General features: G+C 73.2%; 23 protein-coding genes and 1 tRNA gene. 15 read left to right on the top strand and 9 right to left on the bottom strand.

What is annotated here, in order from left to right; all coding sequences use genetic code 11:
- Positions 1 to 13: 13 nt before the first annotated feature.
- The 4 genes from AB0D08_RS19610 (at position 14) to AB0D08_RS19595 (ending at position 4,899) form a co-directional block, all read left to right on the top strand.
- Positions 14 to 406 (top strand): PPOX class F420-dependent oxidoreductase, encoded by a 393-nt coding sequence (locus tag AB0D08_RS19610; RefSeq protein ID WP_033825382.1) that lies wholly within the window; start codon positions 14 to 16, stop codon positions 404 to 406.
- Positions 407 to 616: 210 nt separating this feature from the next.
- Positions 617 to 2,011 (top strand): cysteine--tRNA ligase, encoded by a 1,395-nt coding sequence (cysS, locus tag AB0D08_RS19605; protein WP_359890182.1) that lies wholly within the window; start codon positions 617 to 619, stop codon positions 2,009 to 2,011.
- 84 nt (positions 2,012 to 2,095) lie between these two features.
- On the top strand, positions 2,096 to 3,091 hold the full coding sequence (gene rlmB / locus AB0D08_RS19600) for a 23S rRNA (guanosine(2251)-2'-O)-methyltransferase RlmB (protein WP_359890179.1): 996 nt from the start codon (positions 2,096 to 2,098) through the stop codon (positions 3,089 to 3,091).
- A gap of 182 nt (positions 3,092 to 3,273) precedes the next feature.
- Entirely contained in the window at positions 3,274 to 4,899 is a 1,626-nt protein-coding gene (locus AB0D08_RS19595) for a DoxX family membrane protein (protein ID WP_359890176.1), read from the top strand.
- Positions 4,900 to 5,051: 152 nt separating this feature from the next.
- On the opposite strand, the gene AB0D08_RS19590 is transcribed toward AB0D08_RS19595, so the two are convergent.
- From AB0D08_RS19590 to ugpC, 3 genes are all read right to left on the bottom strand, one after another.
- On the bottom strand, positions 5,052 to 5,804 hold the full coding sequence (locus tag AB0D08_RS19590) for a nucleotidyltransferase family protein (protein WP_033820418.1): 753 nt from the start codon (positions 5,802 to 5,804) through the stop codon (positions 5,052 to 5,054).
- Between the two features lie 308 nt (positions 5,805 to 6,112).
- On the bottom strand, positions 6,113 to 6,550 hold the full coding sequence (locus AB0D08_RS19585; protein ID WP_033820417.1) for a hypothetical protein: 438 nt from the start codon (positions 6,548 to 6,550) through the stop codon (positions 6,113 to 6,115).
- 219 nt (positions 6,551 to 6,769) lie between these two features.
- Entirely contained in the window at positions 6,770 to 7,861 is a 1,092-nt protein-coding gene (gene ugpC / locus AB0D08_RS19580; RefSeq protein ID WP_033820416.1) for a sn-glycerol-3-phosphate ABC transporter ATP-binding protein UgpC, read from the bottom strand.
- Positions 7,862 to 8,164: 303 nt separating this feature from the next.
- Here ugpC and AB0D08_RS19575 point away from each other — a divergent pair.
- Both AB0D08_RS19575 and AB0D08_RS19570 read left to right on the top strand, forming a co-directional pair.
- Positions 8,165 to 8,238: transfer RNA gene (locus tag AB0D08_RS19575), tRNA-Thr, on the top strand.
- A gap of 210 nt (positions 8,239 to 8,448) precedes the next feature.
- On the top strand, positions 8,449 to 8,685 hold the full coding sequence (locus AB0D08_RS19570; RefSeq protein ID WP_033820425.1) for a hypothetical protein: 237 nt from the start codon (positions 8,449 to 8,451) through the stop codon (positions 8,683 to 8,685).
- A 221-nt stretch (positions 8,686 to 8,906) separates the two neighbouring features.
- On the opposite strand, the gene AB0D08_RS19565 is transcribed toward AB0D08_RS19570, so the two are convergent.
- A complete protein-coding gene (locus tag AB0D08_RS19565; RefSeq protein WP_082526507.1) occupies positions 8,907 to 9,338 on the bottom strand; it encodes a helix-turn-helix domain-containing protein in 432 nt (143 codons plus the stop codon).
- A 95-nt stretch (positions 9,339 to 9,433) separates the two neighbouring features.
- Between AB0D08_RS19565 and AB0D08_RS19560 the strand changes: the two genes are divergently transcribed.
- Positions 9,434 to 9,784: a DoxX family protein gene (locus AB0D08_RS19560; RefSeq protein ID WP_033820423.1), complete on the top strand. Its 351-nt coding sequence runs from the start codon at positions 9,434 to 9,436 to the stop codon at positions 9,782 to 9,784.
- Positions 9,785 to 9,820: 36 nt separating this feature from the next.
- Here the strand turns inward: AB0D08_RS19560 and AB0D08_RS19555 are convergent, their stop codons facing one another.
- Entirely contained in the window at positions 9,821 to 10,504 is a 684-nt protein-coding gene (locus AB0D08_RS19555; protein WP_359890171.1) for a hypothetical protein, read from the bottom strand.
- Between the two features lie 238 nt (positions 10,505 to 10,742).
- Here AB0D08_RS19555 and AB0D08_RS19550 point away from each other — a divergent pair, with 238 nt between their 5' ends.
- A complete protein-coding gene (locus AB0D08_RS19550; protein ID WP_359890169.1) occupies positions 10,743 to 12,008 on the top strand; it encodes a hypothetical protein in 1,266 nt (421 codons plus the stop codon).
- A gap of 43 nt (positions 12,009 to 12,051) precedes the next feature.
- Here AB0D08_RS19550 and AB0D08_RS19545 read toward each other — a convergent pair whose 3' ends face one another.
- Entirely contained in the window at positions 12,052 to 13,827 is a 1,776-nt protein-coding gene (locus AB0D08_RS19545) for a hypothetical protein (RefSeq protein WP_051812394.1), read from the bottom strand.
- A 188-nt stretch (positions 13,828 to 14,015) separates the two neighbouring features.
- On the opposite strand from AB0D08_RS19545, the gene AB0D08_RS19540 reads away from it, so the two are divergent.
- From AB0D08_RS19540 to AB0D08_RS19530, 3 genes are all read left to right on the top strand, one after another.
- Positions 14,016 to 14,507: an Lrp/AsnC family transcriptional regulator gene (locus AB0D08_RS19540; RefSeq protein ID WP_233289023.1), complete on the top strand. Its 492-nt coding sequence runs from the start codon at positions 14,016 to 14,018 to the stop codon at positions 14,505 to 14,507.
- A 100-nt stretch (positions 14,508 to 14,607) separates the two neighbouring features.
- Positions 14,608 to 14,841 carry a hypothetical protein gene (locus tag AB0D08_RS19535; protein ID WP_033820413.1) on the top strand — a complete coding sequence of 78 codons (234 nt, stop codon included), beginning with the start codon at positions 14,608 to 14,610 and terminating at the stop codon, positions 14,839 to 14,841.
- 205 nt (positions 14,842 to 15,046) lie between these two features.
- On the top strand, positions 15,047 to 15,601 hold the full coding sequence (locus AB0D08_RS19530; RefSeq protein ID WP_033820412.1) for a methylated-DNA--[protein]-cysteine S-methyltransferase: 555 nt from the start codon (positions 15,047 to 15,049) through the stop codon (positions 15,599 to 15,601).
- A gap of 78 nt (positions 15,602 to 15,679) precedes the next feature.
- On the opposite strand, the gene AB0D08_RS19525 is transcribed toward AB0D08_RS19530, so the two are convergent.
- Complete coding sequence (locus tag AB0D08_RS19525) at positions 15,680 to 16,774, bottom strand: ATP-grasp domain-containing protein (protein ID WP_033820411.1); 1,095 nt, start codon at positions 16,772 to 16,774, stop codon at positions 15,680 to 15,682.
- Positions 16,775 to 17,727: 953 nt separating this feature from the next.
- Between AB0D08_RS19525 and AB0D08_RS19520 the strand changes: the two genes are divergently transcribed.
- Positions 17,728 to 18,780: a family 2 encapsulin nanocompartment cargo protein polyprenyl transferase gene (locus tag AB0D08_RS19520; protein WP_033820410.1), complete on the top strand. Its 1,053-nt coding sequence runs from the start codon at positions 17,728 to 17,730 to the stop codon at positions 18,778 to 18,780.
- A 132-nt stretch (positions 18,781 to 18,912) separates the two neighbouring features.
- On the opposite strand, the gene AB0D08_RS19515 is transcribed toward AB0D08_RS19520, so the two are convergent.
- Entirely contained in the window at positions 18,913 to 19,917 is a 1,005-nt protein-coding gene (locus AB0D08_RS19515; protein ID WP_359890164.1) for an NAD-dependent epimerase/dehydratase family protein, read from the bottom strand.
- 262 nt (positions 19,918 to 20,179) lie between these two features.
- Here AB0D08_RS19515 and AB0D08_RS19510 point away from each other — a divergent pair, with 262 nt between their 5' ends.
- The 3 genes from AB0D08_RS19510 (at position 20,180) to AB0D08_RS19500 (ending at position 23,960) form a co-directional block, all read left to right on the top strand.
- The gene (locus AB0D08_RS19510; protein ID WP_359890162.1) at positions 20,180 to 21,583 is read left to right on the top strand and encodes a DUF1214 domain-containing protein; all 1,404 of its coding nucleotides are present in this window, start codon (positions 20,180 to 20,182) and stop codon (positions 21,581 to 21,583) included.
- A 144-nt stretch (positions 21,584 to 21,727) separates the two neighbouring features.
- Entirely contained in the window at positions 21,728 to 23,170 is a 1,443-nt protein-coding gene (locus tag AB0D08_RS19505; protein WP_359890159.1) for a DUF1254 domain-containing protein, read from the top strand.
- 118 nt (positions 23,171 to 23,288) lie between these two features.
- Positions 23,289 to 23,960: a GAP family protein gene (locus AB0D08_RS19500; RefSeq protein ID WP_359890156.1), complete on the top strand. Its 672-nt coding sequence runs from the start codon at positions 23,289 to 23,291 to the stop codon at positions 23,958 to 23,960.
- Positions 23,961 to 24,039: 79 nt separating this feature from the next.
- Here AB0D08_RS19500 and AB0D08_RS19495 read toward each other — a convergent pair whose 3' ends face one another.
- The gene (locus tag AB0D08_RS19495) at positions 24,040 to 25,893 is read right to left on the bottom strand and encodes a sigma-70 family RNA polymerase sigma factor (protein WP_359890220.1); all 1,854 of its coding nucleotides are present in this window, start codon (positions 25,891 to 25,893) and stop codon (positions 24,040 to 24,042) included.
- Positions 25,894 to 26,134 lie beyond the last annotated feature (241 nt).

The raw sequence follows: 26,134 nt of genomic DNA, 5'->3' as shown, positions 1-26,134 counted from the left end.
AGAAGAGGTCCTGATGGGTGCAGCACTTCCCGACCGCGCGAAGGAACTGCTCGACGGCAAGAGTTTCGCCGTGGTCTCCACGATCCAGCCCGACGGCAGCCCGCAGTCCTCGGTGGTCTGGGTGAAGCGGGACGGCGACGAGGTGCTCTTCTCGACCGTCCAGGGCCGCCGCAAGCACCTCAACCTGGTCCGTGACCCGCGGATCACCCTGGTGCTCAACCCGCCGGACCACCCGTACACCTACGCCGAGCTCCGCGGCGAGGTGGAGATGACCACGGAGGGCGGCCGGGAGCTGATCGACGAGCTGTCCCGCAAGTACCGCGGCGAGGACTACGGGTTCGACGGCCCCGAGGACGTACGGGTGGTCGTCCGGCTGGCCCCGCGCAAGGTGGTCGGCAACCTCTGAGACCGACGGGGCCCGGCGGCACCGCTGCCGGGCCCCTGGCCTGCGGGTTCGCCGGTCCACCCGGGCACCCGCCCGGGCCGTCGGTGTCCGTACGGCCACTCCGGGTGGCGGCCGGTCCCGCACCGCGGACGGCCCGGACCGGCATGAACCTGGCGGCGGCCCGCGCGAAAGGTGGCGGGGCACCCCCCGTCGCCCACTACGCTTGACGCTGTGAGCCTTCGCCTGTACGACACCAGCACCCGCCAGGTACGCGACTTCGTCCCGCTTGTACCGGGTTGTGTCTCGATGTACCTGTGTGGCGCGACCGTCCAGGCGGCCCCGCACATCGGACACATCCGGTCCAACCTCAACTTCGACGTGATGCGCCGCTGGTTCGGCTACCGCGGCTACCAGGTCACGTTCGTGCGCAACGTCACCGACATCGACGACAAGGTGATCGCCAAGGAGCGCGAGCTCGGCACCCCGTGGTGGGAGATCGCCTACACCAACGAGCGCGCCTTCAACGACGGTTACGCCGCGCTCGGCTGCCTGCCCCCGTCGGTGGAGCCCCGGGCGACCGGACACGTCCCCGAGATGATCGAGATGATGCAGGCGCTCATCGCCAAGGGGCACGCCTACGAGTCCGAGGGCAACGTCTACTTCGCCGTCACCACCTACCCCGACTACCTGGCGCTCTCCAACCAGGAGTTGGAGAACCTCCGGCAGCCGGAGAGCACGGGCGAGACCGGCAAGCGCGACCCGCGCGACTTCGCGATGTGGAAGCGCGCCAAGGAGGGCGAGCCCAGCTGGGCCACCCCCTGGGGCCGCGGGCGGCCGGGCTGGCACCTGGAGTGCTCGGCGATGGCGCACAAGTACCTCGGCGCGGCCTTCGACATCCACGGCGGCGGGCTGGACCTGATCTTCCCGCACCACGAGAACGAGATCGCCCAGTCCAAGGCGTTCGGCGACGACTTCGCCAACTTCTGGGTGCACAACGCCTGGGTCACCATGTCCGGCGAGAAGATGAGCAAGTCGCTCGGCAACTCGGTGCTGATCTCCGAGATGGTGCAGCGCTGGCGGCCGATCGTGCTCCGCTACTACCTGGCCGGCCCGCACTACCGCTCGATGATCGAGTACAGCGAGGAGTCGGTGCGGGAGGCCGAGACCGGGTTCGCCCGGATCGAGGGCTTCATCCAGCGGGCCGTGGAGAGCTGCGGCCCGGTCGACGCCGCCCCCGAGGTGCCGCTGTCCTTCGCCGAGGCGATGGACGACGACCTGGGCGTGCCGCAGGCCCTCGCGGTGGTGCACACCGCCGTCCGCCAGGGCAACAGCGCGCTCACGGCGGGCGACAAGGAGAGCGCGGTGGCGCGGCTCGCCGAGGTCCGTGCGATGCTCGGAGTACTGGGTCTGGACCCGCTCGACGAGCAGTGGTCCGGCGCGGAACGCGGCGACGACCTGCGCGGGGTGGTCGACTCGCTGGTCCAGCTGGTCCTGGAGCAGCGCCAGGCGGCCCGCGCCCGTAAGGACTTCGCCACCTCGGACGCCATCCGGGACCAGCTCACCAAGGCCGGTCTGGCGATCGAGGACACCCCGTCCGGCTCGCGCTGGACCCTCAACAACCAGTAACCCCGTACCCGTCGGGGTGAGGGTGGGCCGCACCGGCGCCGGTGCGGCCCACCGTATGACGCAGAAGAGACAGGAAGTACAGCCATGGCCGGCAACAGCCAGCGCAGGAACCGCCGCAACCCCACTTCCAAGAAGGGCGCGAGTGTCGGTACCGGCGGCCACAGCCGGAAGGCACTCCAGGGCAAGGGCCCGACCCCGCCCGGCGAGGCCCGCAAGGGCCACCCGAAGCAGCGCGCCGCCAACGCGGCGCTCAAGCGCGAGCGCGACGCCAAGTCCCGGGCCGGCATGCGCCGGGCCGGTGCCGGTGCCCGCGGCGGCCGCGGCGGTGCCGGCGCCGCCGAGCTGGTGGTCGGCCGCAACTCGGTGGTCGAGGCGCTGAAGGGCGGGGTGCCCGCCACCGCGCTCTACGTCATGCAGTTCATCGAGACCGACGACCGGGTCCGCGAGGCCTTCCAGGCCGCCAACGACCGCGGCGTCCCGCTGATGGAGGCCCCGCGCGCGCAGCTGGACCAGATGACCGGCGGCCTCAACCACCAGGGCCTGGTGCTCCAGGTCCCGCCGTACGAGTACGCGCACCCGGACGACCTGCTCGCGGACGCCGCCGACAACGGCGAGCCCGCGCTGGTGATGGCGCTGGACGGGGTCACCGACTCCCGCAACCTCGGTGCCGTGGTCCGCTCCGCCGCCGCCTTCGGGGCGCACGGCGTGGTCATCCCCGAGCGCCGCGCGGCCGGCATGACCGCCGGCGCCTGGAAGACCTCCTCCGGTGCGGCCGCCCGGCTGCCCGTCGCCCGGGCCACCAACCTGACCCGGGCCCTGGAGGCGTACCAGAAGGCCGGTCTGATGGTGGTCGGCCTGGCCGCCGACGGCGAGGCCGAGATCGGCGACCTGGAGCTGCTGACCGGTCCCGTGGTGATCGTGGCGGGCTCCGAGGGCAAGGGCCTGTCCCGGCTGGTCGCGGAGACCTGCGACATCCGGGTGCGGATCCCGATGCCGGGTGAGACCGAGTCTCTGAACGCCGGTGTCGCGGCGGGCATCGTGCTCTACGAGGCCGCCCGGCTGCGGGCCAAGAGCGCCTGAGAGCCGCTCGCGCGCCCTGAGGCGTACGCCTCGGGGCCGTCGTGACCGTCTCTGACGGTTGTTTGGAACTGAACCGATCGGGTCCTATCGGGCTCGGTCGGTTTTCTCATGATCACTTCAAAGCGGGGCCCGGAATCCACCCGGGAGAGTGTCCTAAGGGGCCGTCACCCGGTTAGAGGGGTGTGGACACCAGAACACCTCGGCGCCCCGGGCAGGGCGGCACGGCGGGAATAGACTCCGGGCCCGCCCTCAACACGGTCAAGGTGCCGTCCGACCCGGCGAAGCTCAGCAGCACCCAGGCCAGCTTCCGGGTCAGACTGGTCACCCCGGTTGATCCGCTGATCGACGCCCCCGCCGGAGCGGCCTTCGGCGACCCGTACGGCATGCAGAGCGGCGGCAACCCCTACAGCAACCCGTACCGGGCGGCCGGCCTCGGCACCCGCCCCATGGTCACCCCGCAGGTCGTGCTGCCCAACACCGAGGTGCCGGCCCTGGTCGGCATCGGCGCCACCCCACGGCGCAAGGCGCGGGTCACGGCCGTCACCTGGAGCGGCCAGGCCGCGCCCGGCGACCTGGCCGCCACCCGGCTGCTGGAGGCCGTCCGGCTCAGCACCGTCCCGGCGCCCGCCGGGGCGCCCGCCGGCGACGACACCCAGCAGCTCCCGCACGTCCCCTCGTACGGCCATGCGGTGCCCAGGCAGCCCGGCTCGCCGGGATCGGGCGGCCCGTCCGCCGCCCCCGCCTCCACGACGGCCGGGCAGCCCGCCTGGAGCCCGCACGGAGAGCTGCCGGCGGTCTCCGCCGCCGGCGCCGCCGAGGCCAGGCACCTGCGCGAGCCCGGCCGCCGGGTCGACCTCGGGCTGGTCCTGCTGCCGCTGCGGGTGGTGCTCGGCTCGCTGTCCGGCTACGCCGGGTTCAGCAAGCTCTGCGATCCGGTGTACTTCGACGGCGGTGACCGCGGGTCGATGATGCGCTGGCTCTCGGCCCTGCACCCGTGGAAGGCCGCCGCGCCGCTGCTCGACTTCGCCATGGCGCACCCGGTCGGCTCCGGCCTGGCGGTGGCGTTCACCGAGATCGTGGTCGGCGTGCTGACCATCCTCGGCCTCTGGCAGCGGCTGGCGGCCGGAGCGGCGATGCTGCTCTCCGCGGCGCTGCTGTTCACCGTCAGCTGGCGGGCGGTGCCGGTCTACGACACCCCGGACCTGATCTTCCTCGCGGCCTGGAGCCCGCTGCTGATCGCCGGGGCGCCGTTCGGCTCGCTGGACGGCCGGATCGCCCTGAACGCCTGGCGGCGGTACGGCTCCGAGGCGCCCGCGGCGCTGCGGCGGCGGGTGCTGCGGCGCGGCGCGGTGGTCACCGCGGTGGTGGTCGGACTCACCCTGCTGATCGGCTCGATGCTCGGCGCGGCCGTCCGCACCGGACGCGAGCAGCAGGCCCCGGTCAGCCCGCCGACCGACTTCGGCTCCCCGATGTGGCCCGGCAACAGCGCCCCCGCCACCCCCTCGCCCTCGCACAGCCCGACCCCCACACCCTCCCCGTCCCGCCCGGCGGGCTCCCCGTCGCCCGCCTCCCCCTCCCCGGGCAAGAGCAGCGGCAAGCCCAAGTCCTCGTCCAGCCCCAGTGGCAACGCCCGCCCCTCCGGCGGCGGCGCCGGCGGCGCCGGGCAGGGCGGCAGTGGCTCCGGCGGCTCCTCGCCGCGCAGCAGCAACCCGAGCACCCCAGGGCTGATCGGCGGGGTGCTCGGCAGCGGACCGGTCGAACTGCCCAAGCTCGGCCTGGAGCGGCAGACCGAGCAGAAGATGGTCTGACCGAGCCCTGGTGCCGCTCTCACGGCACGCGCAGCGGCCCCCAACCGGAGTTGTCCGTCCGGTGGGGGCCGCTGTTGCTGCTGTCGCGTTGCTGGTGCTGGGTTGTTGCTGCGTTGCTGCGTTGCTGGTGCCGCGCCGGGGGCGGAGCGTGGTCAGGCCTGGCCGCGGGCTGCGGCGAGCTCCTTGGCGGCCTCGGTGAGGTCCTTGGCGGTGTCGATGGCACGCCAGTAGACGCCCTGCGGCAGCTGGTAGCCCGCCAGCCGCTTGGCGCGGGCCAGCTGGGGGAAGGTGGTGCGCTCGTGGTCGCCGACGTCCGGCAGCAGCTCACGGAAGCCCGGCGCGAAGACGTACAGGCCGGCGTTGATCAGGAACGGCGACGGCGGTGCCTCGATGAAGTCCAGCACGTTGCCGAACTGGTCGGTCTCCACCGCACCCCACGGGATCCTCGGCCGGGCCAGCGCCAGGGTCGCCATCGCGTCGCGCTCGTGGTGGAAGGCGGCCATGTCCCGCAGGCTGAACCTGGTCCAGATGTCACCGTTGGTGGCGTACCAGGGCTCCTCCGGCCGCGGCAGCGCCTGCGAGGCGTACTTGAGGCCACCGCCGCGCCCGAGCGGCTCGGTCTCCACCACGGTCTGCACGTTCAGCGGCAGATCCGCCTTGTCCAGCCACTCCTGCAGCACCTCGGCGAGGTGCCCGCAGGAGATCACCGCGTCCGTCACACCCTCCGCGGCCAGCCAGGCCAGCTGGTGTCCGACGATCGGGGTGCCCGTACCGGGGATCTCGACCAGCGGCTTGGGACGGTCGTCGGTGTACGGGCGGAGCCGGGAACCCTGGCCGCCCGCCAGGATCACGGCCTGGGTGACGGCGGGAGCGGACTGGCTGAGGCGCGTCGAGTCTGCGGTCATGCGGACACAATAGGGGCCTCACGGGCGGCGTCCCAGCGGTCCGCCGCGGTCCGGAACCCGGTGCGGGGGCAACGCCCGCGGACGGGCGAGCCGCCGCTCGGCGCGGGGCGGACCGCTGCATCGCGCCGACAGTCCGTCAGGCGCGGCCTGTCGTGGGCCCGTCGTGGGCGGCTCGTCGGTCCACCGAGTGCGGGCGGTGGACCGACCGTGCCGGGCCGACCGATCCCGGCAGTCACCGTGCGGGGTCCGCCCGTGTGTGGGCCGCCCGTGCATGGCAGCCGGGGTGGGGCAGCCGAGGGCGGGCCGGGTCAGCCCACCACGCCGGCGGCGAACGAGCCGTCGCAGACCGGGCGGGCGAAGGAACGGGCCCGCTGGACGTCCCCCTGGTACTTGCGGACGGCGGCCCGGCCGAGCTCGGCGGACAGCGTGCTGCAGTACGGCGTCAGCGAGGGCTTCTCCCGCATGGTGCGCTCCAGCAGGTCGAGCGCGGTGCCCGGGTTGTGGGTGCGCAGCTCCTCCATCAGGTCGGCGCGCAGGGCGTCCTGCGGGGCCAGGCCCTGGGTGTTGGGGGAGACGGCGGCACGCCCGATGGTGCCGTCCCCACTGGAGGCCGCGACCACCTGCTGGTCGAGCCCGGTCGGGGGTGCCCACGGGACGCGGGTGACGGCGAGCGTGCCGGTGGTCACCAGGACCACCGGCAGGGTCAGGGCGACGGTCTGGCCGATGCGGCGAACGAGCTGTTTCACGCACAGGAGCGTAGCGGTGGGCGACCGGGCCGACGCACTCCGTTACACCATTGAGTGACACGTGTCCTGCGGACTTCGACCGATGTGTTGACGTATCGGGCTCCGACCGGCGCGAACGGGTGAGCCCCGGCCGGATCGCGGGGTGCGATCCGGCCGGGGCCCGGGAGTCTCCGTGGCGCGCTTGCCGCTGGTGTCAGTTGCTACTGTCAGCTACTGCTGTCAGTTGCTGAGGCGGGCGCCCGAGGTGGTGGAGAAGACGTGCGGCTCGCCGCCGTTCGGGACCACGTTGATGGTCGCGCCCTTGGCGGGGATCTGGCGGCCGTGCACGCGCACGACGATGTCCTTGTCCTCGCCGGCGACCTTGGTGGTGCCGTAGACGAAGCCGTCGGCGCCGAGCTCCTCGACCACGTTCACGGTGACCGCGACGCCCTCGATGCCGCCCGCGGGGACGATCTCGAAGTGCTCCGGGCGGATGCCGACGGTCACGGTCTTGTCGCTGCCGACGCCGGCCAGGTCCTCGCGGGAGATGTTGATGACCGAGCCGCCGAACTTCACGCCGCCGTCGACCAGCGGAACCTCGATCAGGTTCATCGCGGGCGAGCCGATGAAGCCCGCCACGAACAGGTTGGCCGGGCGGTCGTACATGTTGCGCGGGGTGTCGACCTGCTGCAGCAGACCGTCCTTGAGGACCGCGACGCGGTCGCCCATGGTCATGGCCTCGGTCTGGTCGTGCGTCACGTACACGGTGGTGATGCCCAGGCGGCGCTGCAGGCCGGCGATCTGGGTGCGGGTGGAGACGCGGAGCTTGGCGTCCAGGTTCGACAGCGGCTCGTCCATCAGGAAGACCTGCGGCTGGCGGACGATCGCCCGGCCCATCGCGACACGCTGGCGCTGGCCGCCGGAGAGGGCCTTCGGCTTGCGGTCCAGGTACTCGGTGAGGTCCAGGATCTTCGCGGCCTCTTCGACCTTGGTGCGGATCTCGGCCTTGTTGACGCCCGCGATCTTGAGCGCGAAGCCCATGTTGTCCGCGACGGTCATGTGCGGGTAGAGCGCGTAGTTCTGGAACACCATGGCGATGTCCCGGTCCTTGGGCGGCAGGTGGGTGACGTCGCGGTCGCCGATCCGGATGGCGCCGCCGTTGACGTCCTCCAGGCCGGCCAGCATGCGAAGGCTGGTGGACTTGCCGCAGCCGGAGGGGCCGACCAGGACGAGGAACTCGCCGTCCTCGACGTGCAGGTCCAGCGCGTCGACGGCGGGCTTGTTGCCGCCGGGGTACAGCCGGGTCGCCTTGTCGAACGTGACAGAAGCCATGACTGAGCTCTCCTTCACCGGCAGGAACGTGCCGGACGATCCGAGTAAAGGGTTGGATTGTCGTGCCGCCCGCTCGCACCGTCGTTGTGGTCTGGACCACCGATGGAGCTGGCTCTGGCGACCGTACCCGTCCGTTCATCCGCTTGTCAGCCCCCAGCGGTGGCCGATTTCGGCATCAGTCCGATCACAACCGGGACAGATCGCCCGAAGCCGCGCCCACTCCCGATATCCAACCGCACCGCCCAGCCCCTCCCGGTACACTGCCCCATGGTGCCGCCGCGGTCCGCTGCGGACGGCTACCGTGCCTCCTTAGCTCAGTTGGCCAGAGCACCGCTCTTGTAAAGCGGGGGTCGTCGGTTCGAACCCGACAGGGGGCTCAGCACCGGGGCAGCGATAAGGGCCAGCTCATGAGGGTGATCCTCGGAGACTGGCCCTTCGTCGTTGTCCGAGCGAGCTGGTCGGTCACTCTGGCCCTGTGCTGTAGCGTGCCCCGACAAGCGGGCGCCAGGCCGGCATCTCGGCGGAGTCAGGCCTGTCCGCCTGGATACGTAGGGGCGCCCCAGCCGTCGATGTGCCAGGGTCGTTCCATGGATGACGGGACAGCGCCGACCCAGCAGGCGGAACAGCTCTGGTCAAAGGTCGACCCGCTCATCTTCGAAGGCCGAAGGATCCACGCCGTGATCCAGATCCGGGAAGCGTTCGGCGTGGGCCTCCATGCCGGGGTCGACCTGCTCAGGGAACGCTATGAGACGCTCCGCAGCGAACGCCCCGAGGACTTCAAGGTCGGACACCACGACTACTGGGACGGCTTCGGCTCCCTGTAGGACCGCCGCTGGCCGGCGCACACCCGCGCGAGCGCCGGAGGCCGATCGCCGAGAAGGGGCGACCTCCGCCTACGAGTACTGCCTCGACGGAACAGGCGGACGGCCGACGCGTGTCGATGGGTCACCGGGGAGCAGAGCGGATACCGCAACGACGACGGCAGAGGCGGGTGCCCGGAGAGGGGAGCGGGCTGAAGCCCGGTGCTGGCTGCCAGGGTGTCTGATCAGAGACGGTTCAGGCTCTCATCCGCCGGAGAGGTCTTCACCAAGGTTGCCTGGTCCACCTCGATGACCCTGGCAGCCTCGGCTGCTTCCCGGAAGGCGACGACTGCCTCGCCGTTCTCCCGCGCCCATGCGGTGAGCATCCTGATGGGCCCCTCCAGGGTTCGCCCGAGATCGGTCAGGCGGTACTCCACGCGCGGCGGCGCCTCGGCGTACGCGTGCCGCTCGACGAGCCCGTTGGTCTGGAGTCGGCGCAGCGTCTGGGTCAGTACCTTGCGTGAGATGCCACCGCTCAGCTCGACCAACTCGCCGTGGCGCAACGGGCCATCGCTCAGCGCGAAGAGCGTGACCATGGACCACTTGCTGGCGATGATCTCCATGGCCAGGAGAGCGGGGCAGTCGGCGAGGAAGGAAATCCCGGGTCGCAGGCTCATGCCCGAAGGTTACCTGGAGGTACCTATCGGCCGCCTATCGTCATCGAGGTGCGCACTCCTCTCCACTCGCATCTCGCATGATTGAGGTTTCAGCCGTGTTCGTCTCCCTTGCTGTCATCACTGTGGTCATGTCTGCGCTTCTCCTGATATCGGCCGGGGCCAAGTCCCTGCGGACGCGGCACATCACCGAGCAGATGTCCACCCTCGGAGTGCCGCAGAGCATGATGGCGTTCCTGATCGGCGCTCAGATCGCCGGCGCGGCCGGTGCGATCGTCGGCCTCTGGTGGGGACCCGCCGGAATCGCCGCCGCGATCGGCCTGACGCTCTATTTCGCCGGGGCGGTCGTCTTCCACCTGCGCGTCGGCGACCGTAAGGGCGCGTCTCCGGCGGCGGTCCTCACCCTGGCCTCCGTCGCCCTGATCGTGCTGCGCGCTGCCACTCTCTGATCCGCCGCACCGCCCGGTCGTCTCGGCGGCCGGGGCCTATGCGGTCCACCGGTCGCAGTACTCGATGTGGATCTCGCGAGCATTGCCGAGGATGCCGGCGTTGGCGTGCAGTGAGGTGCAGTAGTGGGCGTGGCCGGGGTGGGCCGGGACGTGGGCCGGGCCTCGGTCGGCGACGTCGAGGAAGTGGTGCGCGGTCTCCCGGAAGACCTTCGTGCTGCCGGTCATGAACAGCGTCTCGGCGTGGAGGTGCTGGTGGAACAGGTCGCGGTTCTCCCGGTAGTGCCGCGCCGCGTAGTCGATTGCCGCACCACCGTCCTGTTCCGCCTCGGGCAGCCGCACGGTCCGGGGACGGCCGGTGTCGAGGCGGGATCGCACCTGCTTCCAGCGCGAGGGGGCGAACTGGAGCGAGTGGTGCAGGAGTACGAGGTCGAGCCGGGAGCCGACGCCGGCCGGCGACTCCCCGGCCGGCGACTCCCCGGCCGGCGACCCCCCGACCGGTGGGCGGTTGGTGCGCATCGGCAGGTGGACCAGCGAACCCGGCGAGCGTGCGGCGAGCAGCCACAGGCCGGCGATGGTCCGGGCTGTGGACCGGTCCAGGTAGGCACCCAGGTACCGGTCGTGGTCGGCGAGCGCCGCATGGGTCAACGGCTCGGCGGGGCGGATGACCCTGAACTCATCGGCTCCCAGCCGGGCCCGGTGGACGACGACCGGCAGGTTCACGACTTCTCCCTCGGGGTGCGGCGCTCACCGTCCCGCCTGTCCGGGGTGTTTCGGCGGCCCTCGTGGATGTCTGGAGGTGGGGTGATCGAGAGGTGGCCGAGCATAGCGCCGGCCTGGTAGCGCCTCGTCCCGTCCCCCGAGCACAGGGCAGGGCCAACCCCGCACACCCCGGCGAGGCCGGGAACGACCCCGGGAAACCGTTGGCGATGAAGCGCCGGCGGCGGGATGCTGACCCGCTGTGAGTGACTTCTCCTACGCAGGCCCGGCGACCCTCCGAGGCCAGCTCCAGCGCGGCCGGGGCCTCGGGGCCCGCCGCGCGCAGATGGCCTCGGACGGCGCCGACCTCGTGTACGAGTGCGTCATCTCCGACAGCCGTTGGGATCGCTGGACCGAGAGCCGGGACTCCTACCTGGCCCGGTCGATCCATCGGATGGACCTCCCGCTGGCAGAGGTCGAAAGCCGGCTGATGGCCCATGACGGCGATGACCCGGAGGAGGTCGAACTGGCCCTGCAGGTGCTCGCGCTGCTGCCGTTCCTCGGCCGCACCGACGCCGTTCCGGTCCTGCGACGCTACGCGGTCGACGGGCGCCACTGGCCGGCGGCGCTCGACGCGCTCGGGTGGACCGGGGCGTGGAAGATCCCGGAGGTCCGGGAGGGGATCGGTGCGGAGGTCGTCGCCCGCCGCGGCGATGCCGAACTGGCCGCCGCTGTGGACGGCGACCGGGAACCGTGGAGTTCCTGGGCGCGTACCCAGCCGCGGATCCGCCGCATCCTCGACGGCTACGCCGCCCGCCCCACCCCGCCGCCCGCGCTGCCCCCCGTTCCGGACAGCTACGCCGGTCTGAGCACCGCCGACCTCGCCGCGCGTATCGGCGGGGCCGCCGGGAGACCCCGGCGGCTGGCGTTGCAGGAGATGGGCCGGCGCGGCGACCCGACGGTCCTCGATCTGGCGGAGGACGCGAGCCTGCGCAACGCGGCCGGATGGACACCGGGCATCGCCGAGGCGCTCCGCCACCTCGGGACCACCGCCGTCGGCCGGGCCCGGACGTGGGCCGGCGGCAGCGATCCGACCCTCCACCGGCTAGCGGTGGGGATCCTGGCCGAGGTCGGCGAGCGGGACGACGGGCCGTACCTCCTGCACGCACTCACGACGGCCGCCGCCGCGGGCGACTGGTGCGCGACCGAGCCGGCGGCCGGAGGCCTCGGACGGCTCCGCATGACCGGGGCCACCGACGCGCTCGTCCATGTGTGGGAGACGACCGTCCACTCCTCCGCCCGGGAGGCGGTCCACCAAGGGCTGCGCGGCTGCGCACCCGGCGTGGCGGACGGCTACTCCGTGGAAGGGCTCGACGACTGCGAACCAGGCGTTCAGCAGGCCGCGTCGGCCGTCGCGCCGGACACACCGCAGGTCCGGGCGCGCCTGCGGGAGCTCCATGACGACCCGCTCGCGCCGGAGGTCCGCGATGCGGCCGGCCGGCGCCTCACGCAGTTCGCCGGCGCCTGACCCGACTGGCGGTCCCGGCCGCCGAAGCCGCCTCCGTCTCCGGTCAGGGCCGCCGGAGGATGACGGGGTCGTTGCCGAGGTCCGCGAGCAGGGCGTCCAGCTTGGCGCGGTCGACCGAGGACATCAGGAAGACGTGCACGTAGCTGCGCCGGGTGGACTCGTCGCCCGGGACCGTCAGCACGTCCTGCGAGGACAGTGACCACTTCGCCACCAGCTCGGGGCTGGGCTTGCGGAACCGTACCGTGATGGCGCCCGGGGTGCGGGCCGGCCACAGTTCGACGTCCTTCTCCAGCTCCAGCAGGCGGAGCTGCTGCTCCAGGTAGGCGGCCAGGTCCTGGGCCCGGCGGATCCGGTCGACCTGGTCCTGGTAGGAGTGCCGGGACAGGTGGTCCCAGAGGATGAGCGGCGAGAAGCCGTTCCGTGAGCCGGCGAAGGTGGTGTCCGGGGCGCCGATGTAGTCCGGCTGGGACGGCGGGGCGATCTGGTACTTGACCTTCGTCATGTAGATGCCGCACGGCCACGGCGCGCCGGGCCACTTGTGGCCGCTCATCGCGATCGAGGAGACCATGTCGAGGTCGCCGAACTCCCTGGTGGGCAGCGTGATGCCGAAGTCGAACTCCGGGAGGCGGGTGTCGGGCTCCCACCCGAACCCGGCCGGATCGTCGGCGGCCATCCGCAGGAAGGGCGCGTACCCGGCACCGAGGGCGCCGTCCACGTGGATCCAGAAGCGCCGGCGCAGATCGACCAGCGGCTCGCCGGTCCGCGGGTCCTTGCCGTACGCCACCTCGCCCTGGATCAGCCCGTACTTCTCGAAGATCGGCAGCAGGCGCTCGCACACCCCGCGGACGTCGTCGTGCGCGCCCTTGAAGGTGCTGCCGAGGTTGAGGCTGACGAAGATCGGGTGCCCCTTGGCGGCGAAGAACTCGACCAGCACCGCCAGGGCTTCCACGTCTATCTCGCCGGTGCCGTCCCAGGAGTGGCCCGAGGGCCCGCTGTGGGAGGGCACCTCGGCCGGCCACTCGCGCGGCCCCGACGCCGCGCCCGCCGCAGCTCCGCCCGCGGCGGCGGGCAGCGGGCACTCGTCCGGGTACTGCTCCGTGCCCACCGCGTGGAAGGTCTCGACACCCAGCACGTGGACGGCCTTGGCGAACGAGTAGTGGGTGTCCTCGGAGTAGAACGCCACCGGGCGGTAGGCGTTGGGGTTGCCCGGTTCGGCCGGGGCCTTGACGTACCGCGCGGCGCCGCACGGGCCCGTCGGCGGCTGGATCAGGGCCTTGCCGCTCAGGTAGTCCCGGGCGTTCCAGAGCGCGTACATGTTGCCCTCGGTGGAACCCATGGACAGCACGTAGCCCCAGTACGACTGGGGATCGGCCGCGTCGTACGGACCGTCGGCGTGCCACAGCGCGGCGTAGTAGTCGAGCACCGCGCGCTCGACGACCTTGGTGTTGGGCTTGTAGCCGCCGCTCTGGAACGGGTCACCGAGGTTGTTGATGTTGTGGTGCATGAACCGGCCGAGGTCGAAGGCGCTGCCGCCCATCTCCTGGGTGGCCTGGTACCCGAGCAGGTAGCGGCGCTTGCCCGTCAGGTAGGCGTCCATCGTGTCGAGGGCGCGCAGGCGCTGCTCGTCGTCCAGGCCGTCGGCCGGGAGCAGGAAGTCGCACAGGGCGGGCTCCTCGGCCGGTGCCAGCGGGCCGCCGGGGGCGGGCGAGGGGGCGGACGCCTGCGCGGGCACGCCGAGGGGGGACATCCGGGCGTCCGACCGTGCGGGGGCGCCGTGGCCGTGGCCCAGGTCAAGGGTCAGGGTGTCGGTTCGGCGCATGGCAGGGCTCTCCCGGGTCGCTGGGGTCGGAGGTCCCGCGGGCTGCGTCCGGGGGGTTGGCGATGGCCGATCCGATCGGGAGCCAGAATGGAACCTGTGACTCCCCGAGGGGAAGCTATCCGCAGAAGATTCGGAATCACCTCTGGAAACCTTGCGAATCATCGGTTCGGAGCGGGACGCTGGGGAGCGTGCCGAATAATCCTCACGCCCGCCAGGCGCCCATCGACGACGTGGACCGGGCGATCCTGCGGATCCTCGCCGACAACGCCCGCACGCCGAACAACGCACTGGCCGACGCGGTGGGCATCGCCCCCTCGACCTGTCTGGCCCGGGTACGGTCGCTGCGCGAGCGCGGGGTCATCCGCGCCTTCCGTGCGGAGATCGCCCCCGCCGCGATCGGCCTGCCCCTGCAGGCGATGATCTCGGTCCGGCTCCGGGCCCACACCCGTGAGCAGAACGAGAGCTTCCGCGACACCGCCCCGGACATGCCCGGTGTCGTCGCCGTGTTCCACATGGCCGGGTCCGACGACTACCTGCTCCACGTCGCACTCGCCCACCCCGACGCGCTGCGCGACTTCGTGGTGGACCACCTCACCACCCATCCCGCGGTGGCGCAGACCCGCACCAACCTGATCTTCGAGCAGATCGCCGGCCGCCGGCAGCTGGCCCCCGGCCTGTAGCGGGCGCCGGCCCCGGGGGCGTGGGGGCGTGGGGTGTGGAGGGGCGGGGCGCCGGGGGCGGTCGTACGGTGGACCGGGGGCCCCTGAGGAGGAGGTCGCTATGCCTGGATCTGTCACGATCGGCCACGCCGAGGCACTGGTACTGCTCAGCCACCCGGACGCGGAGCGGCTGACCACGATGCTGCGGCAGATGTCGTCGATGCTGGAGGCGTCCGGTCCCAACCGGCTCACCGAGGCGCAGGTGACGGAGCTCTGCGAGGGGCGGATGGAGAACCGCGGCGAGCTCACCGAGTGGTGCCGGAACCTGTCGCAGTACCTCAACGCGCATCTCTGAACGCGCATCGTTGAGCGCGCATCGCTGAGCGTGCATCTCTGAACGCGCATCGCTGAGCGCGAAGGCGTTCGGCGGCACCGGTGCCTGTGGTGGGTTCGGCCAGGGCCGCGGTCCGATTCCGCGGCCCTGGCCTTCGGCCTGTCCGCCTCGCGGAGTGCTCCGGGCTGCGGCCGTGACCGTCGGTCCCCGGGAGTAGTTTGCGGGTATGGAGATCTCCTGGGTGGCCGTCGCGACGCCGCTGCCGACCGGACCGATGCAGCTGGCGGTGACCCCGCTCGGGGTGGCGGCGGCCTCGTACGCCGGTGAGTCGTTCGCCGGGCTGCCGATCGGGGTGCCGCGCTGCACCGACCCGCGCAAGGTCGAGGCCGTCCAGGGCCGGCTGGCGGAGTACTTCGCCGGTCGGTGCCGGGAGTTCGGGCTGCCGATCGACTGGCGGTTCGCCTCCGGGCCGCACCGGAAGGTGCTGCAGCGCCTGTTGTCCGACGTCGGCTACGGGCGGACCATCACGTACGGCGAACTCGCCTCCCGCAGCGGCGTGTTCGAGGACGTGGCGGAACCGGGGCTGGCCGCCCGGACGGTCGGCCAGATGATGGGCGCCAACCCGCTGGCGCTGCTCGTCCCGTGCCACCGGGTGGTGGCGGCGGACGGACTCGGCGGATTCGGCGGCGGACCGTCCGGGATGGAGACCAAGCGCTGGCTGCTCACGCTGGAGGGCGTCCTGCCGCCGACGCTCGACTGGAACGGGCCGACCGGGGACTGATCCTCGGCCGGCCCGATCCCGTTGTGCCGGGCGCCCGGGGTCGGTCGCCGGGGCGCCGGAGCGGCCGGGCCGTGGGGCTCAGACCAGGCCGAGGACGGGCGCCGGGGTGTGCTCCAGGACGGGTGCCGCCGCCTGGCGGGGCAGCAGGCTCTGGCGCGGCAGGACCGGCTGCACGCCGGACACCAGGGTGTAGTCCGCCCCGAGGAGTTCGAGCTCGGCCGCGTGCGAGGGTGCCTCGCCGAGGGCCAGCTGGACGGCGGCCCAGGGCAGGTTCAGCCCGCACAGCCGGAGCTGGTGCAGGCCGCCGGACGGCCGGGTGTTGACGTCCAGCACGACTGGGCGGCCGCGGTGGTGGCGGAACTGCACGTTGGACAGGTACGAGACGCCGAAGTTCTCCACCAGCCGGCGGGTGGGCTCCAGGTAGGCCGGGTCGGTGGTGAAGTAGCGGCGGCGGCCCTGCTTGGCCCGGCCGACGGCGGTCAACAGCCGGCCGTCCGGTGCGGCGAGGCAGTCGACCGAGACCTCGGGGCCTTCCAGGTACGGCATCACCAGCAGGTCGGCCGGTTCGGTGGCGGCGGCCAGCGCGGCCAGCACCTGGTCGAGCTGGATCGTGCCGTCCGGGAACCCGGCCAGCCGGCGCAGGGCGAACGGCTCGCGGGTGAGTATCCGGAAGCCTTCGCCGCCGGCGCCGGTCGCGGGCTTGAGGCAGGCGCGCCCGCCGTCCGCCTCGATCTCCTCGACCGCGGCCAGCAGCTCCTCGGCGGTGCGGACATGACGCCACATCGGGGTGGGCAGCCCCAGCGTGTCCATCGCGGCGTAGCCGTCGGTCTTGCTCTCGAAGACCGCGATGGCGGCGGCGGAGGGGCAGACCAGGGCGGTGCCGACCGCCTCGAAGTCGCGACGGCGGACCGCCACGGCGAGCTGGCCGAGGCGCGGGACGAAGACGTCGATCCGGCGTCGGGCGCAGAATTCGAGGGCGAATTCCACATAGGCCTCGGGGGTGAGGCGGTCCGGTTCGAGAGAGCCGAAGTCGGCGGCGGCCAGTACCGGTGAGTCCGGGTCCGTATGCGTGGCATGGATCTCGATCGGGCGCGGCGCGGAGCGCAGCTGATCGATGAAGAAGACGTTCTCGGAGTAGGTGCGGTTCAGCCAGACGCGTACGGGGGCACTCACGGGGATCTCCCTGGACAAGGGCACAGCAGGGGGGAGGGGAGGCAGCAGGGCGCCCGGCCGGCCGTTCGCCTCTGCCGGGCCCTTGAGGTGGCACCTTAGCGGGCGCGCAGCCCCCGGTGAACGGGGGGTCGGGGGCTGTTCCGGAGGCAGCGGGCCGAGCGCCGGCGGGACGGTGCCCGGAGGGCCCGTATCTCTCCGGGTGGAGTGTCAACTCGCTTGGGGGAAGCTTGAGTTCTGGATGTGTTACGAGCGTGTGGCGGGCGGGGGCCAAGGTTGCGCGGGTGTGAATTTCCGGCAGCCGGAGTGCGGGGGCTGCGCGGGGCGCGGCCCGCGCGCCGTCGCTCGTGCCGCGGCGAGCGGTGGCGGGGTGTGGCGAAGGCCTGTTCGGGGCATCGCGGGCGGCGGGCCGGTGTGGGCATGCGCATGGCGCAAGTGGCCGGATCCGGATTCGAGTAGGTGATCGAATGGTAATCGGCTGAATGTGCTTGTCGTCCTATTTATCCAGACCTATTGATCACTCGTATGAGTGATTGCGGACTTCCCTCTAATGGCCTCAGCATGAGTGGTGCGGCGGGATGCCGCATTGCGCGCGTGCTTCGAAAAAGGTGTGAGGGGGAGGGGCGGGCCCGGATGTCGGTCGAGAACGATATCGCCATTCCGGTACGGGGCGACGGTCCGTCCGTCGGGCGGCAGGCCACCCCCGAGGCTGGTGGAAGGAGCTGACCTGCGCCGAGCGGCGGCCCGGTGGCGACCAGCAGGAACGGCAGGCACAGGCACGGCAGCGCAGGAACGGCAGCAGGAACGGCAGAGCGAATGTGCCGGCGGGAGAGCGTCGTCCCGTCCGGAGCCATGCCGGCCCGGTCCGGGTCGGCCGTACGGCGGTGCGGTGGGGCTCCCGGCGGTGCAGCCGGAGGTCCGGTGTGCCGCCGACCCGAGTTGGGGGAGGGACCAGGATGAGTATCTTCGCGCTGGAGCGTGATCACCGGGAGGGCAACGAGGCCGCCGAGGTCCTGTCGAGGACCAAGGCAGTGGTCGACCCGGCCCTGCGGGCCGCCGTCGACACCCTGCCGGAGTCGATGCGCAGGATCGCCGGCTACCACTTCGGCTGGTGGGAACCGGACGGTGCGCCGGCGCTGGCCGCCGGCTCGGGCAAGGCCATCCGGCCCGCCCTGGTGCTGGCCGCCACCCAGGCCGTCGGCGGTCCGGCGGCGGCAGCGGTCCGGCCCGCCGCCGCGGTGGAGCTGGTGCACAACTTCACCTTGCTGCACGACGACGTGATCGACCGGGACCAGACCAGGCGTCACCGGCCGACGGCCTGGCGGGTCTTCGGGACAACCGAGGCGATCCTCGCCGGGGACGCCATGCACTCACTGGCGCTGCGGATCCTCGCCGAGGACGTGCACCCCGCCGCGCCGGGTGCCGTGCGCCGGCTCGCCGACTGCGTGGTCGAGCTGTGCGCCGGTCAGCAGGCGGACTGCGCCTTCGAGCAGCGCAGTGACGTTTCGCTGGCCGAGTGCCTGACGATGGCCGAGGCCAAGACGGGCGCCCTGCTGGGCTGCGCCTGCGCGGTCGGCGCGCTGTACGCGGGGGCCGAGCAGCCGGCCGTCGACGCGATGGACGCCTTCGGCCGGGAGATCGGGTTGGCCTTCCAGCTGATCGACGACCTGATCGGGATCTGGGGCGATCCGGCGGTGACCGGCAAACCGGTCGGCGCCGACCTCGTCGCCCGCAAGAAGTCCCTGCCGGTGGTGTTCGCTCTCGGCTCCGGTACGGAAGCGGGGGAAGAACTGGCCGCGCTCTACGCCATCGACCGGCCGCTGACCCCGGCCGAGCTGGAGCGGGCGGCGCAAGCGGTGGAGCGGGCGGGAGGCCGCAGCTGGGCGCAGGGCGAGTCCTGCGAGCGGATGGCCGCCGCGATCGGGCACCTGGCGACGGCGGTGTCGGCGCCGGCCGCGGCCGACGAGTTGCTGGCGCTGGCGGAGCTGGTCACCCGACGTTCACACTAGGTTCCGAGCGGCGCACAGGTACCTTGCCCGGCGCGGTGTGTGCGGTGCAGGGCGCGCGGGCCACGGGCGGTCCGACCGGCCGACGGACGTCGGTCCGCCGGTCGGTCGGAGCGGCCGGCCCGGACGCCGGTGTCACCTGGCCTGGTCGAGGATCTTCCGCTCCTTCTCGCGGGCGATCCCTAGCGGGAGGTCGCCCTGGGCCCAGGACTCCTCGCCCGGGCCGGTCTCCTGGAGCCAGGCCCAGGTGTCGCGGACGGTCTCGGCGAGCGGGCGGCTGTTCAGACCCGCTGCGAGGGCGCGGGAGCTGTCGGCCTGCCAGGTGCCGTGCCAGTCGGGCAGGTCGGGCGTCCAGAGCGGGAGCTCGACCCAGGGGCCGACGTCGGCGGCGAGCAGGGTGTTGTCGTCCGTCCAGACCAGCTCGGCGTCGGAGCCGGTGGCGCGGATGCAGTGGCCGAGGAAGTCGCCGTAGGTGTCACGTCCCGCGGGGCCGGTGGTGATGTAGCGGCCGGTCTCCCCGCGTTCCAGCAGGTCGAGGCCGAAGGCGGCGAAGTCCCGGGCGTCGATCAGCTGCATCGGACGATCGGGGTTACCGGGGGCAAGGACCCGGCCGCCGGCGGCGATCCGTTCCAGCCACCAGGGCAGCCGGCCGACGGGCTCGTGCGGGCCGATCAGCAGACCGCAGTTGAGCAGCAGGGACCGGGCGCCGAACTCGGTGAGCAGGGCACGTTCGCAGCCGGCCTTGAGGGGGTTGCCGGGCGGCTGGTCGGGCGGGGTGTCCGCGGGGCAGGGATGGGTCGGGGAGGATTCGTCGACCGGGGCGGCGGGCCAGTCGGAGAAGGCGTGGATCGAGGAGATGAACGTGTAGTGGTCGGCGTGGTCGCGCAGCAGCCCGGCGGCCCGGGCCACGTCGTGCGGCTGCTGGCCGGAGGTGTCCACCACCGCGTCCCAGCGGCGTCCGGCGACCAGCTTCTCGAGGTCGGCCTGGCTGGTGCGGTCGCCGTGCACGGCCTCGACACCGGGCTGGTCGGCCCGGCTGACGCCGCGGTTGAAGGTGGTGACCTCGTAGCCGCGGGCGAGCGCCTCCAGGACGTAGGCCCGACCGAGGAACTTCGAGCCGCCGAGTATGAGGATCTTCATGCGATGAGCCTCTCCGAGGAGCGGCGGCGCTACCCCTGCGTTCACTCCTGGCTGAGCGTGGACGGCGGACGGTGGACGGCGCCCGGCAGCGGTCCGGACCGAGCGGGCGCCGGGCGGGGTGAGGGTGGGGTGGCGCAGCTTCCGTTCTCCGCGGGTGGTGGGGAGGGTCGACACGCCGTTCGAGTCGATGGCCGTCGATGCCTGGTGTGTCCTGGTATGTCTAGTCCGTTGGTTCGGCCCGCCACCCAGAGGAGTGCTCGGCATGGGCAACCCGGCGCTGGTCGACCCGGACACCGTGCGCAGGACCGCGGCCGAAGCCTGGATCTGGGGCTTCCCGCTCATCGAGAACTACCGGACGCTGTATCCCCGGGCGGTCGACGACGCGGACCCGCGGTACGTCGGCGGGTTCGGCGTCTTCGGTCACCGGGCCCGGCCGATCACCCCGGCTGACCCGGACCAGGTCGCGCCGGGCGGCGACCCCGAGATGCTGTGCTCCCGGGCCTGGCTGGACCTGAGGGCCGAACCATGGGTGGTCGAGGTGGCCGGGCCGACCGGCCCTGACTTCCGCTACCGGGTGGTCTCGCTGCACGACCTGGACACCCGCTGCATCGGCTGCATCGGTCCCGCCGGACCGGGCCTTGTCGGCGGCCAAGGTCCCGCGGCCGAGGGCGCCGGCCGTCGCCTGGTGGGCGGTCCAGGGTTCACGGGCGCCGTCCCGCCCGGCTTCGGCGGGATCCTGCGGGCCGGGAGCGACCTGGTCGGTGTCGTTGCCCGGACGCACCACCTGGCGGGGCCGCAGGACCTGTCGGCGCTGCGGGAGAGCCAGGCCGGGTACCGGCTGATGCCGCTCAGCGCCTACCTGGGCGGGCGGCCGCCGAGCAGTCCGTCCGAGCCGCACTGGCCGGTCTGGCGCGAGGAGGCCCGCGAGGGCCTGGACTTCTTCTCCTACCTCGACTTCCTGCTCGGGTTCCTGCCGGTGCGCCCCGCGGAGGCCGAGCTGCGTGGAAGGCTGGCCGAACTTGGCGTCGGAGCAGGCGACTTCGAACCGGCCGCCCTCCCCGTCCAACTGCGCGAGGCGATGACGCTGGGCATCGCGGACGGCCGCGCCGAGCCGGCCCGGGCGGCGACCACCGCCCTACCCGCCGACGCCGACGCCGACGCCGACGCGGACGCGGACGTCGGCACCTCGCGAGCCGGTCGCAGCGACCCGTCGTCCCGGGTGGCCGCGGTGTTCCGCGACCCGTACGCACTGCCGCCCGGCCAGGCCTGGTGCGTGGACCTCGACGTGGACCCGGGCACGGTCGGCGGGAGCGGTCGCCCACTCGGTGCGGGCGGACACGACTTCGTTCTCCACTTCGGGCCGGGCGAGCTCCCGCCGGTCCGGTACCTCTGGTCGGTGGCCGTCCACGGGCTGCCCTCCAGGCTGCCGGTCGCCAACCCGATCGACCGGTACGCGATCGGCGACCGAACCCCCGGTCTGGTCCGGGACTCCGACGGCGGCCTGACCCTGCACCTCCGGCGGGCCCGCCCGGCCGACCCGGCAGCCGCCGCCAACTGGCTGCCCGTGCCGGACGGGCCGTTCGCAGCGGTGCTCCGGCTGTACGGCCCGGACCCAGCCGTACCGGCCGGCCACTGGAGACCCCCGCGGCTGACCGTCCGGCCCTGACCGTCCGAGCCCGGACTGCCCGGACCCGGAGTGCCCGGCCAGGACCCGTCCGGCCCGGCCGAATTCATGCCCGCGTGCGCCGCGCGCCCCGGCCTGTCGCCCTCACCCGCTCCCCACCCGACGTCCCGAAGGAGAGGGAACGCCATGTCCCAGCCGGCCCCGGGGACCCTGGCCGCCGATGCCTTCATCTACGGCTACCCGCTGGTCTCCTCCCTCGCCAAGGTCGACTCCTTCCTGACCACCGGCATGGCCTCGCTGCCCGCCACCGGGTTCAACCGGTTCGGCCACGCCGACGTGCTGGCGGGGCCCGACGCCGAGTTCGTCTCCGTCAACAACGACACCGTGTACTCGATCGCCCAGCTGGACCTCTCCGGCGGTCCGCTGGTGCTGCAGGTGCCCGACACCGACGGCGCCTACTACGTGCTGCAGTTCGTCGACGCCTGGACCAACAACTTCGCGTACCTCGGACGCCGGGCCACCGGCACCGCCGCCCAGACCTGGCTGATCACCCCGCCCGGCTGGCACGGGACCCCGCCGGACGGCGTCCGCGCGGTGGTCTCCCCGACCATGGTCGCCACCATCGTCGGCCGCAACGCCTGCGCGGGCGAGGACGACATGCCCCGCGTGCGGGCCCTCCAGCGGCAGCTGACGCTCACCCCCCTGGAACCCGGCGGCGTGTACGCGGGGCTCCCCGCCCCGGATCCCGGCGTACCGGACGAGCTGCGCTTCCTCGAGCAGTTGCGGGTCTGGATGGCGGCCTTCCCGCCGGCGGCGCCGGACGTCGAGTACCAGCGGCGGTTCGCCGCGCTTGGGATGCTGGACGAGGGACACTCGCCGTACCTCGCTGCGGCCCCCGGGTGGACCCGGGCCCTGATCGAGGGGCTGGCGGCGGGCAGAGCCAGGCTGGAGGCGGCCGGCCGCCCGCCGGGGGGCCACAACACCGGCGAGTGGACCGGGAACCTGCACCTCTTCGACTACAACCTGGACCACTTCGGCCCCGGCACCCTCGACGACCCGCGGTGGCGGATCCCCGACCGCCGGGCCGCCTACCTGACCCGGGCCGTGGCCGCCAGGATCGGACTCTGGGGCAACCATGCCTACGAGGCCGCGTACTCGTCCGTCCACCACGATGCCGAGGGCGCGCTGCTGACCGGCGCCCGCTCGTACACGCTGAGGTTCGACGCGCCGCCGCCGGTGGACGCGTTCTGGTCGGTCACCATGTACGACGCCCAGGACTACTACCTGGTCCGCAACCCGGCCGGGCGGTACTCGGTGGGGGACCGTACCCCCGGGCTGGTCCACGGCGCGGACGGCTCGCTGACCCTGACGCTGCAGCACGAGCGGCCGGCCGACCCCGACGCCGCCGCGAACTGGCTGCCCACCCCGGAGGGCGAGTTCCGGCCGATGCTCCGGATGTACCAGCCGGGCCCGGCCATCCTCGACGGCTCGTACCGGCTGCCACCCATCCGCCCCACCGACCCTGCTGACCCCACCGACCCCACCGACCCCGCTGACTCGACTGGCCCTACTGACACCGCCGACCACACCGACCACAGCGACCCGGATCGGCCCGCCGGGCCCAGCTGACCTGTCCGGCCCGTCGGACGGGCGGACGGACGGCCCGTCGGGCGGACGGGTGAACCGGCGGGCTCGGCGGCCCCGAGGCCCTGCGGCGGACCGCGGACGAACGGAGCAACGAGGTCCCATGGGCGATGCCATCGGCCAGATGCTGGCCTCCGCCGTCGGCATCGCGATCAGCCCGGTGCCGCTGATCGCCGTGATCCTGATGCTGGCGACCCCTCGTGGTCAGGTGAACGGCACGGTGTTCGCCGTGGCGTGGACGGTGGCGCTGGCGGCCCTCACCACCGTCGTGGTGCTGGCGGGCAGTGGACCGGACACCGGGGGCATCCGGCCGGCCTGGTCGTGGTGGGTCAGGCTGGCCGCCGGCGTGGTGTTCGTGCTGCTGGGTGTCCGCCAGTGGCGCGCGCGGCCGCGCCCCGGGCATGTCACCGCGCCACCCGGATGGATGCAGGCCCTCGACCGTTTCACCCCGGCGAAGTCCGCCGGGCTGGCGGCGGCGCTGGTGATCGCCAACCCCAAGAACCTGGTGCTGGTGATCGGCGGTGCCGTCGCCATCGCGACCAGCGCGTCCTCCGTCGGCGGCAAGGCGGCGGCCGTGGTGCTGATGGCGCTGGTGGGATCGCTGTGCACGCTGCTCCCGCTCGCCGTCCACCTCTTCGGCGGCACCGGGTCCGCCCAGGTGCTCGGCCAGTGGAAGGCCTGGATGTCGACGCACAACAGCGCGATCGTGACGGCGGTACTGATCATCCTCGGGGCCAAGTACATCGGTGACGCGCTCTCCGGCCTGACCGTCTGACCGTCCGACCGGCCCCGCAACCCCCTTCGCCGCACGCCCCGGTGCGGCCGCCCGTCGCAGTGTCGGCAGCGGGCCGCCGTCAGGGCCCGGGCGTCCCGCCACCCGCCTGGGACGGCCCGGCCGGGCCCGGGGTGTGCTGTCCGGGCGGCGACGGCGTGGCCGGGGGCGTCGAGGACGGCGTGGCGGGACCGGACGGGGTGGGTGTCGGTGTGGGCGTAGGGGTCGGCGTCGACGTGGGGGCCGGGGTCGCGGGGGAGGTGGGGGTGGACGACGGGCCGTCGGTGGGGGTGGCCGGGGGCGGATCCGTGGGAGCCGGACCGGTGGCCTGACCGTCTCCGCCGGGGCTCCGCGGGCCGCCCTCCAGGGTGACCACCGCCTCGGAGGGCGGCAGCGCGATCCGTGCCGTCCACGGTCCGGCCGGCACCCGTGCCTCGTCGACGGTGACCGTCACCGTGATCCGCTGGCCGGGCGCCAGGGTGCCCGAGTCGCGGCTGAGGCGCAGCCAGTCGGCGTCCAGCACGGCGTGCCAGGTGATCGCGTCGCCGCCCGAGTTGGTCAGGGTGAGGACGGTTCGGCTGCCGTACTCCCGGGCGTCCACGGTGAGCCGGCCGGTCTGCTGCTGGTCGGCGGCGTCGGACACGGCGGAGGCGTCGGTGACGGCCGACCACGGCGTCAAGGTGCCCGTCGCGGGGACCCGGGCCGGCACGGGCACCGCGACTCCCCGAACCGTGGGGAGGGACGTTTCTGCAGTCGCCACACCGGCCAACTGCAGGTCACCGGCGACCGAGCCCGGCACGGCGGGCACCACCACCGGCGGTACCGGGACCGCGGGCAGTGCCGCACCGCCGACCGGGGAGGAGCCGACCCGTACCGACGAGATCGCCGCTGTGGAGTCCGACCCGCCGCCGTCCTGCTGGGCGGCCCAGAGCGCCACCACCGGGGCGGTCAGCACGGCCGCCAGCACGCCGGTGGTCACCACCCGTTGACGCACCGCCAGCGAACGGCCGGCGGCGGGAGCCCGGTGGCGCGGGAAACCCCGGTGGTCGAAGCGCGGCTCCAGGTACTCCGCCGCCTCGCCGCCGTCCGTACCCCCGCCGCTCCCGCTTCCCCCGCCGCGCCCGCCCGTACGCGCTCCCGCTCCCGCGCCCTGCCTGGCACCGCCGCGGACCGGTGCCGTCGCCCGCCGCCCGGCTGCCGCGCCCGCCAGGAACGCGGCCCCCGCGGCCCCGTCCGGCAGCTGCGCCGCCGTGCCGCCCAGCCGTACCGGCACCGGCGCGGTCAGCAGGGGCAGGCCCGGCAGTCCGGCCAGCCCGGTACCCAGCTCCCCGGCCACCCGTTCGGCGGTACCCCGGCAGGTCGGGCAGTCCACCACGTGCTGCACCAGCTCCCGGCGCAGCGCGGGACCCAGCACCCAGCCGCGCCAGCTCTCCGCCCCGACCCCGCCGAGCCTGGCCAGCACCGGACAGCTGCCCACGCCGAGCACCAGCAGCGCCGTCCTGGTCCTGCCCACCTCGGCACCGGCCGTGGCCAGCAGGTCCGCCACGGCCGGGCCGGACCGTCCGAGCACCGCCGCCACCTCCTCGGGGGAGAGCCGGTGCCGGACCGCCAGCTCCAGGGCCTCGCGCTGCTCCGGTTCGGTGCCGGCCGCCTCGGGCCAGGCGAGTGAGGCCAGTTCCCGGCGCCGCCGGTCGGCCAGTTCGGTGCCGGGGGGCTCGGCGGGCGAGCCGGAACCGCGTTCCAGCTGCTCCAGGCAGCAGTGCCGGGCCAGCGCGTACAGCCAGGCCCGCCCGAGGCCGGGGTCGGCCAGCCGGCCGCCGTGCCGCAGCGCGAGGTCCCGGACCTCGGCGACGGCGGCGAGTGCGGCGTCGTGGTCGCACAGGACGGACAGGCAGTAGGTGAAAAGCCCGTCGACACAGCGCCCGTAGGCCCGCAGGGTGGGGGAGCTGCCGGCTGCCGGGGAACCGGCGGAGGTGGGGGAGGCAAACCTGGTGGTCACGTTCCGACGGTAGAGAGAGCGGCCGGGCCGGCCCCCGGAATCCCGGCGCTTGTACTTCTTTCGGGTAACAGGATCGCCGTGTACGGGACACCGGCCGGCCCGATCCTGACGGCTGTCGTGCCCACGCCGCACCTCGCGGCCGGCGCCCGGCCCGCCCCGGCGCCGGGACGGGCCGGGC

The organism is Kitasatospora sp. NPDC048540, assembly GCF_040651175.1.
Taxonomy (GTDB): Bacteria; Actinomycetota; Actinomycetes; order Streptomycetales; family Streptomycetaceae; genus Kitasatospora.
Note: the sequence above shows the minus strand (reverse complement) of the source record. Positions and strands in the feature narration are given on the sequence as shown.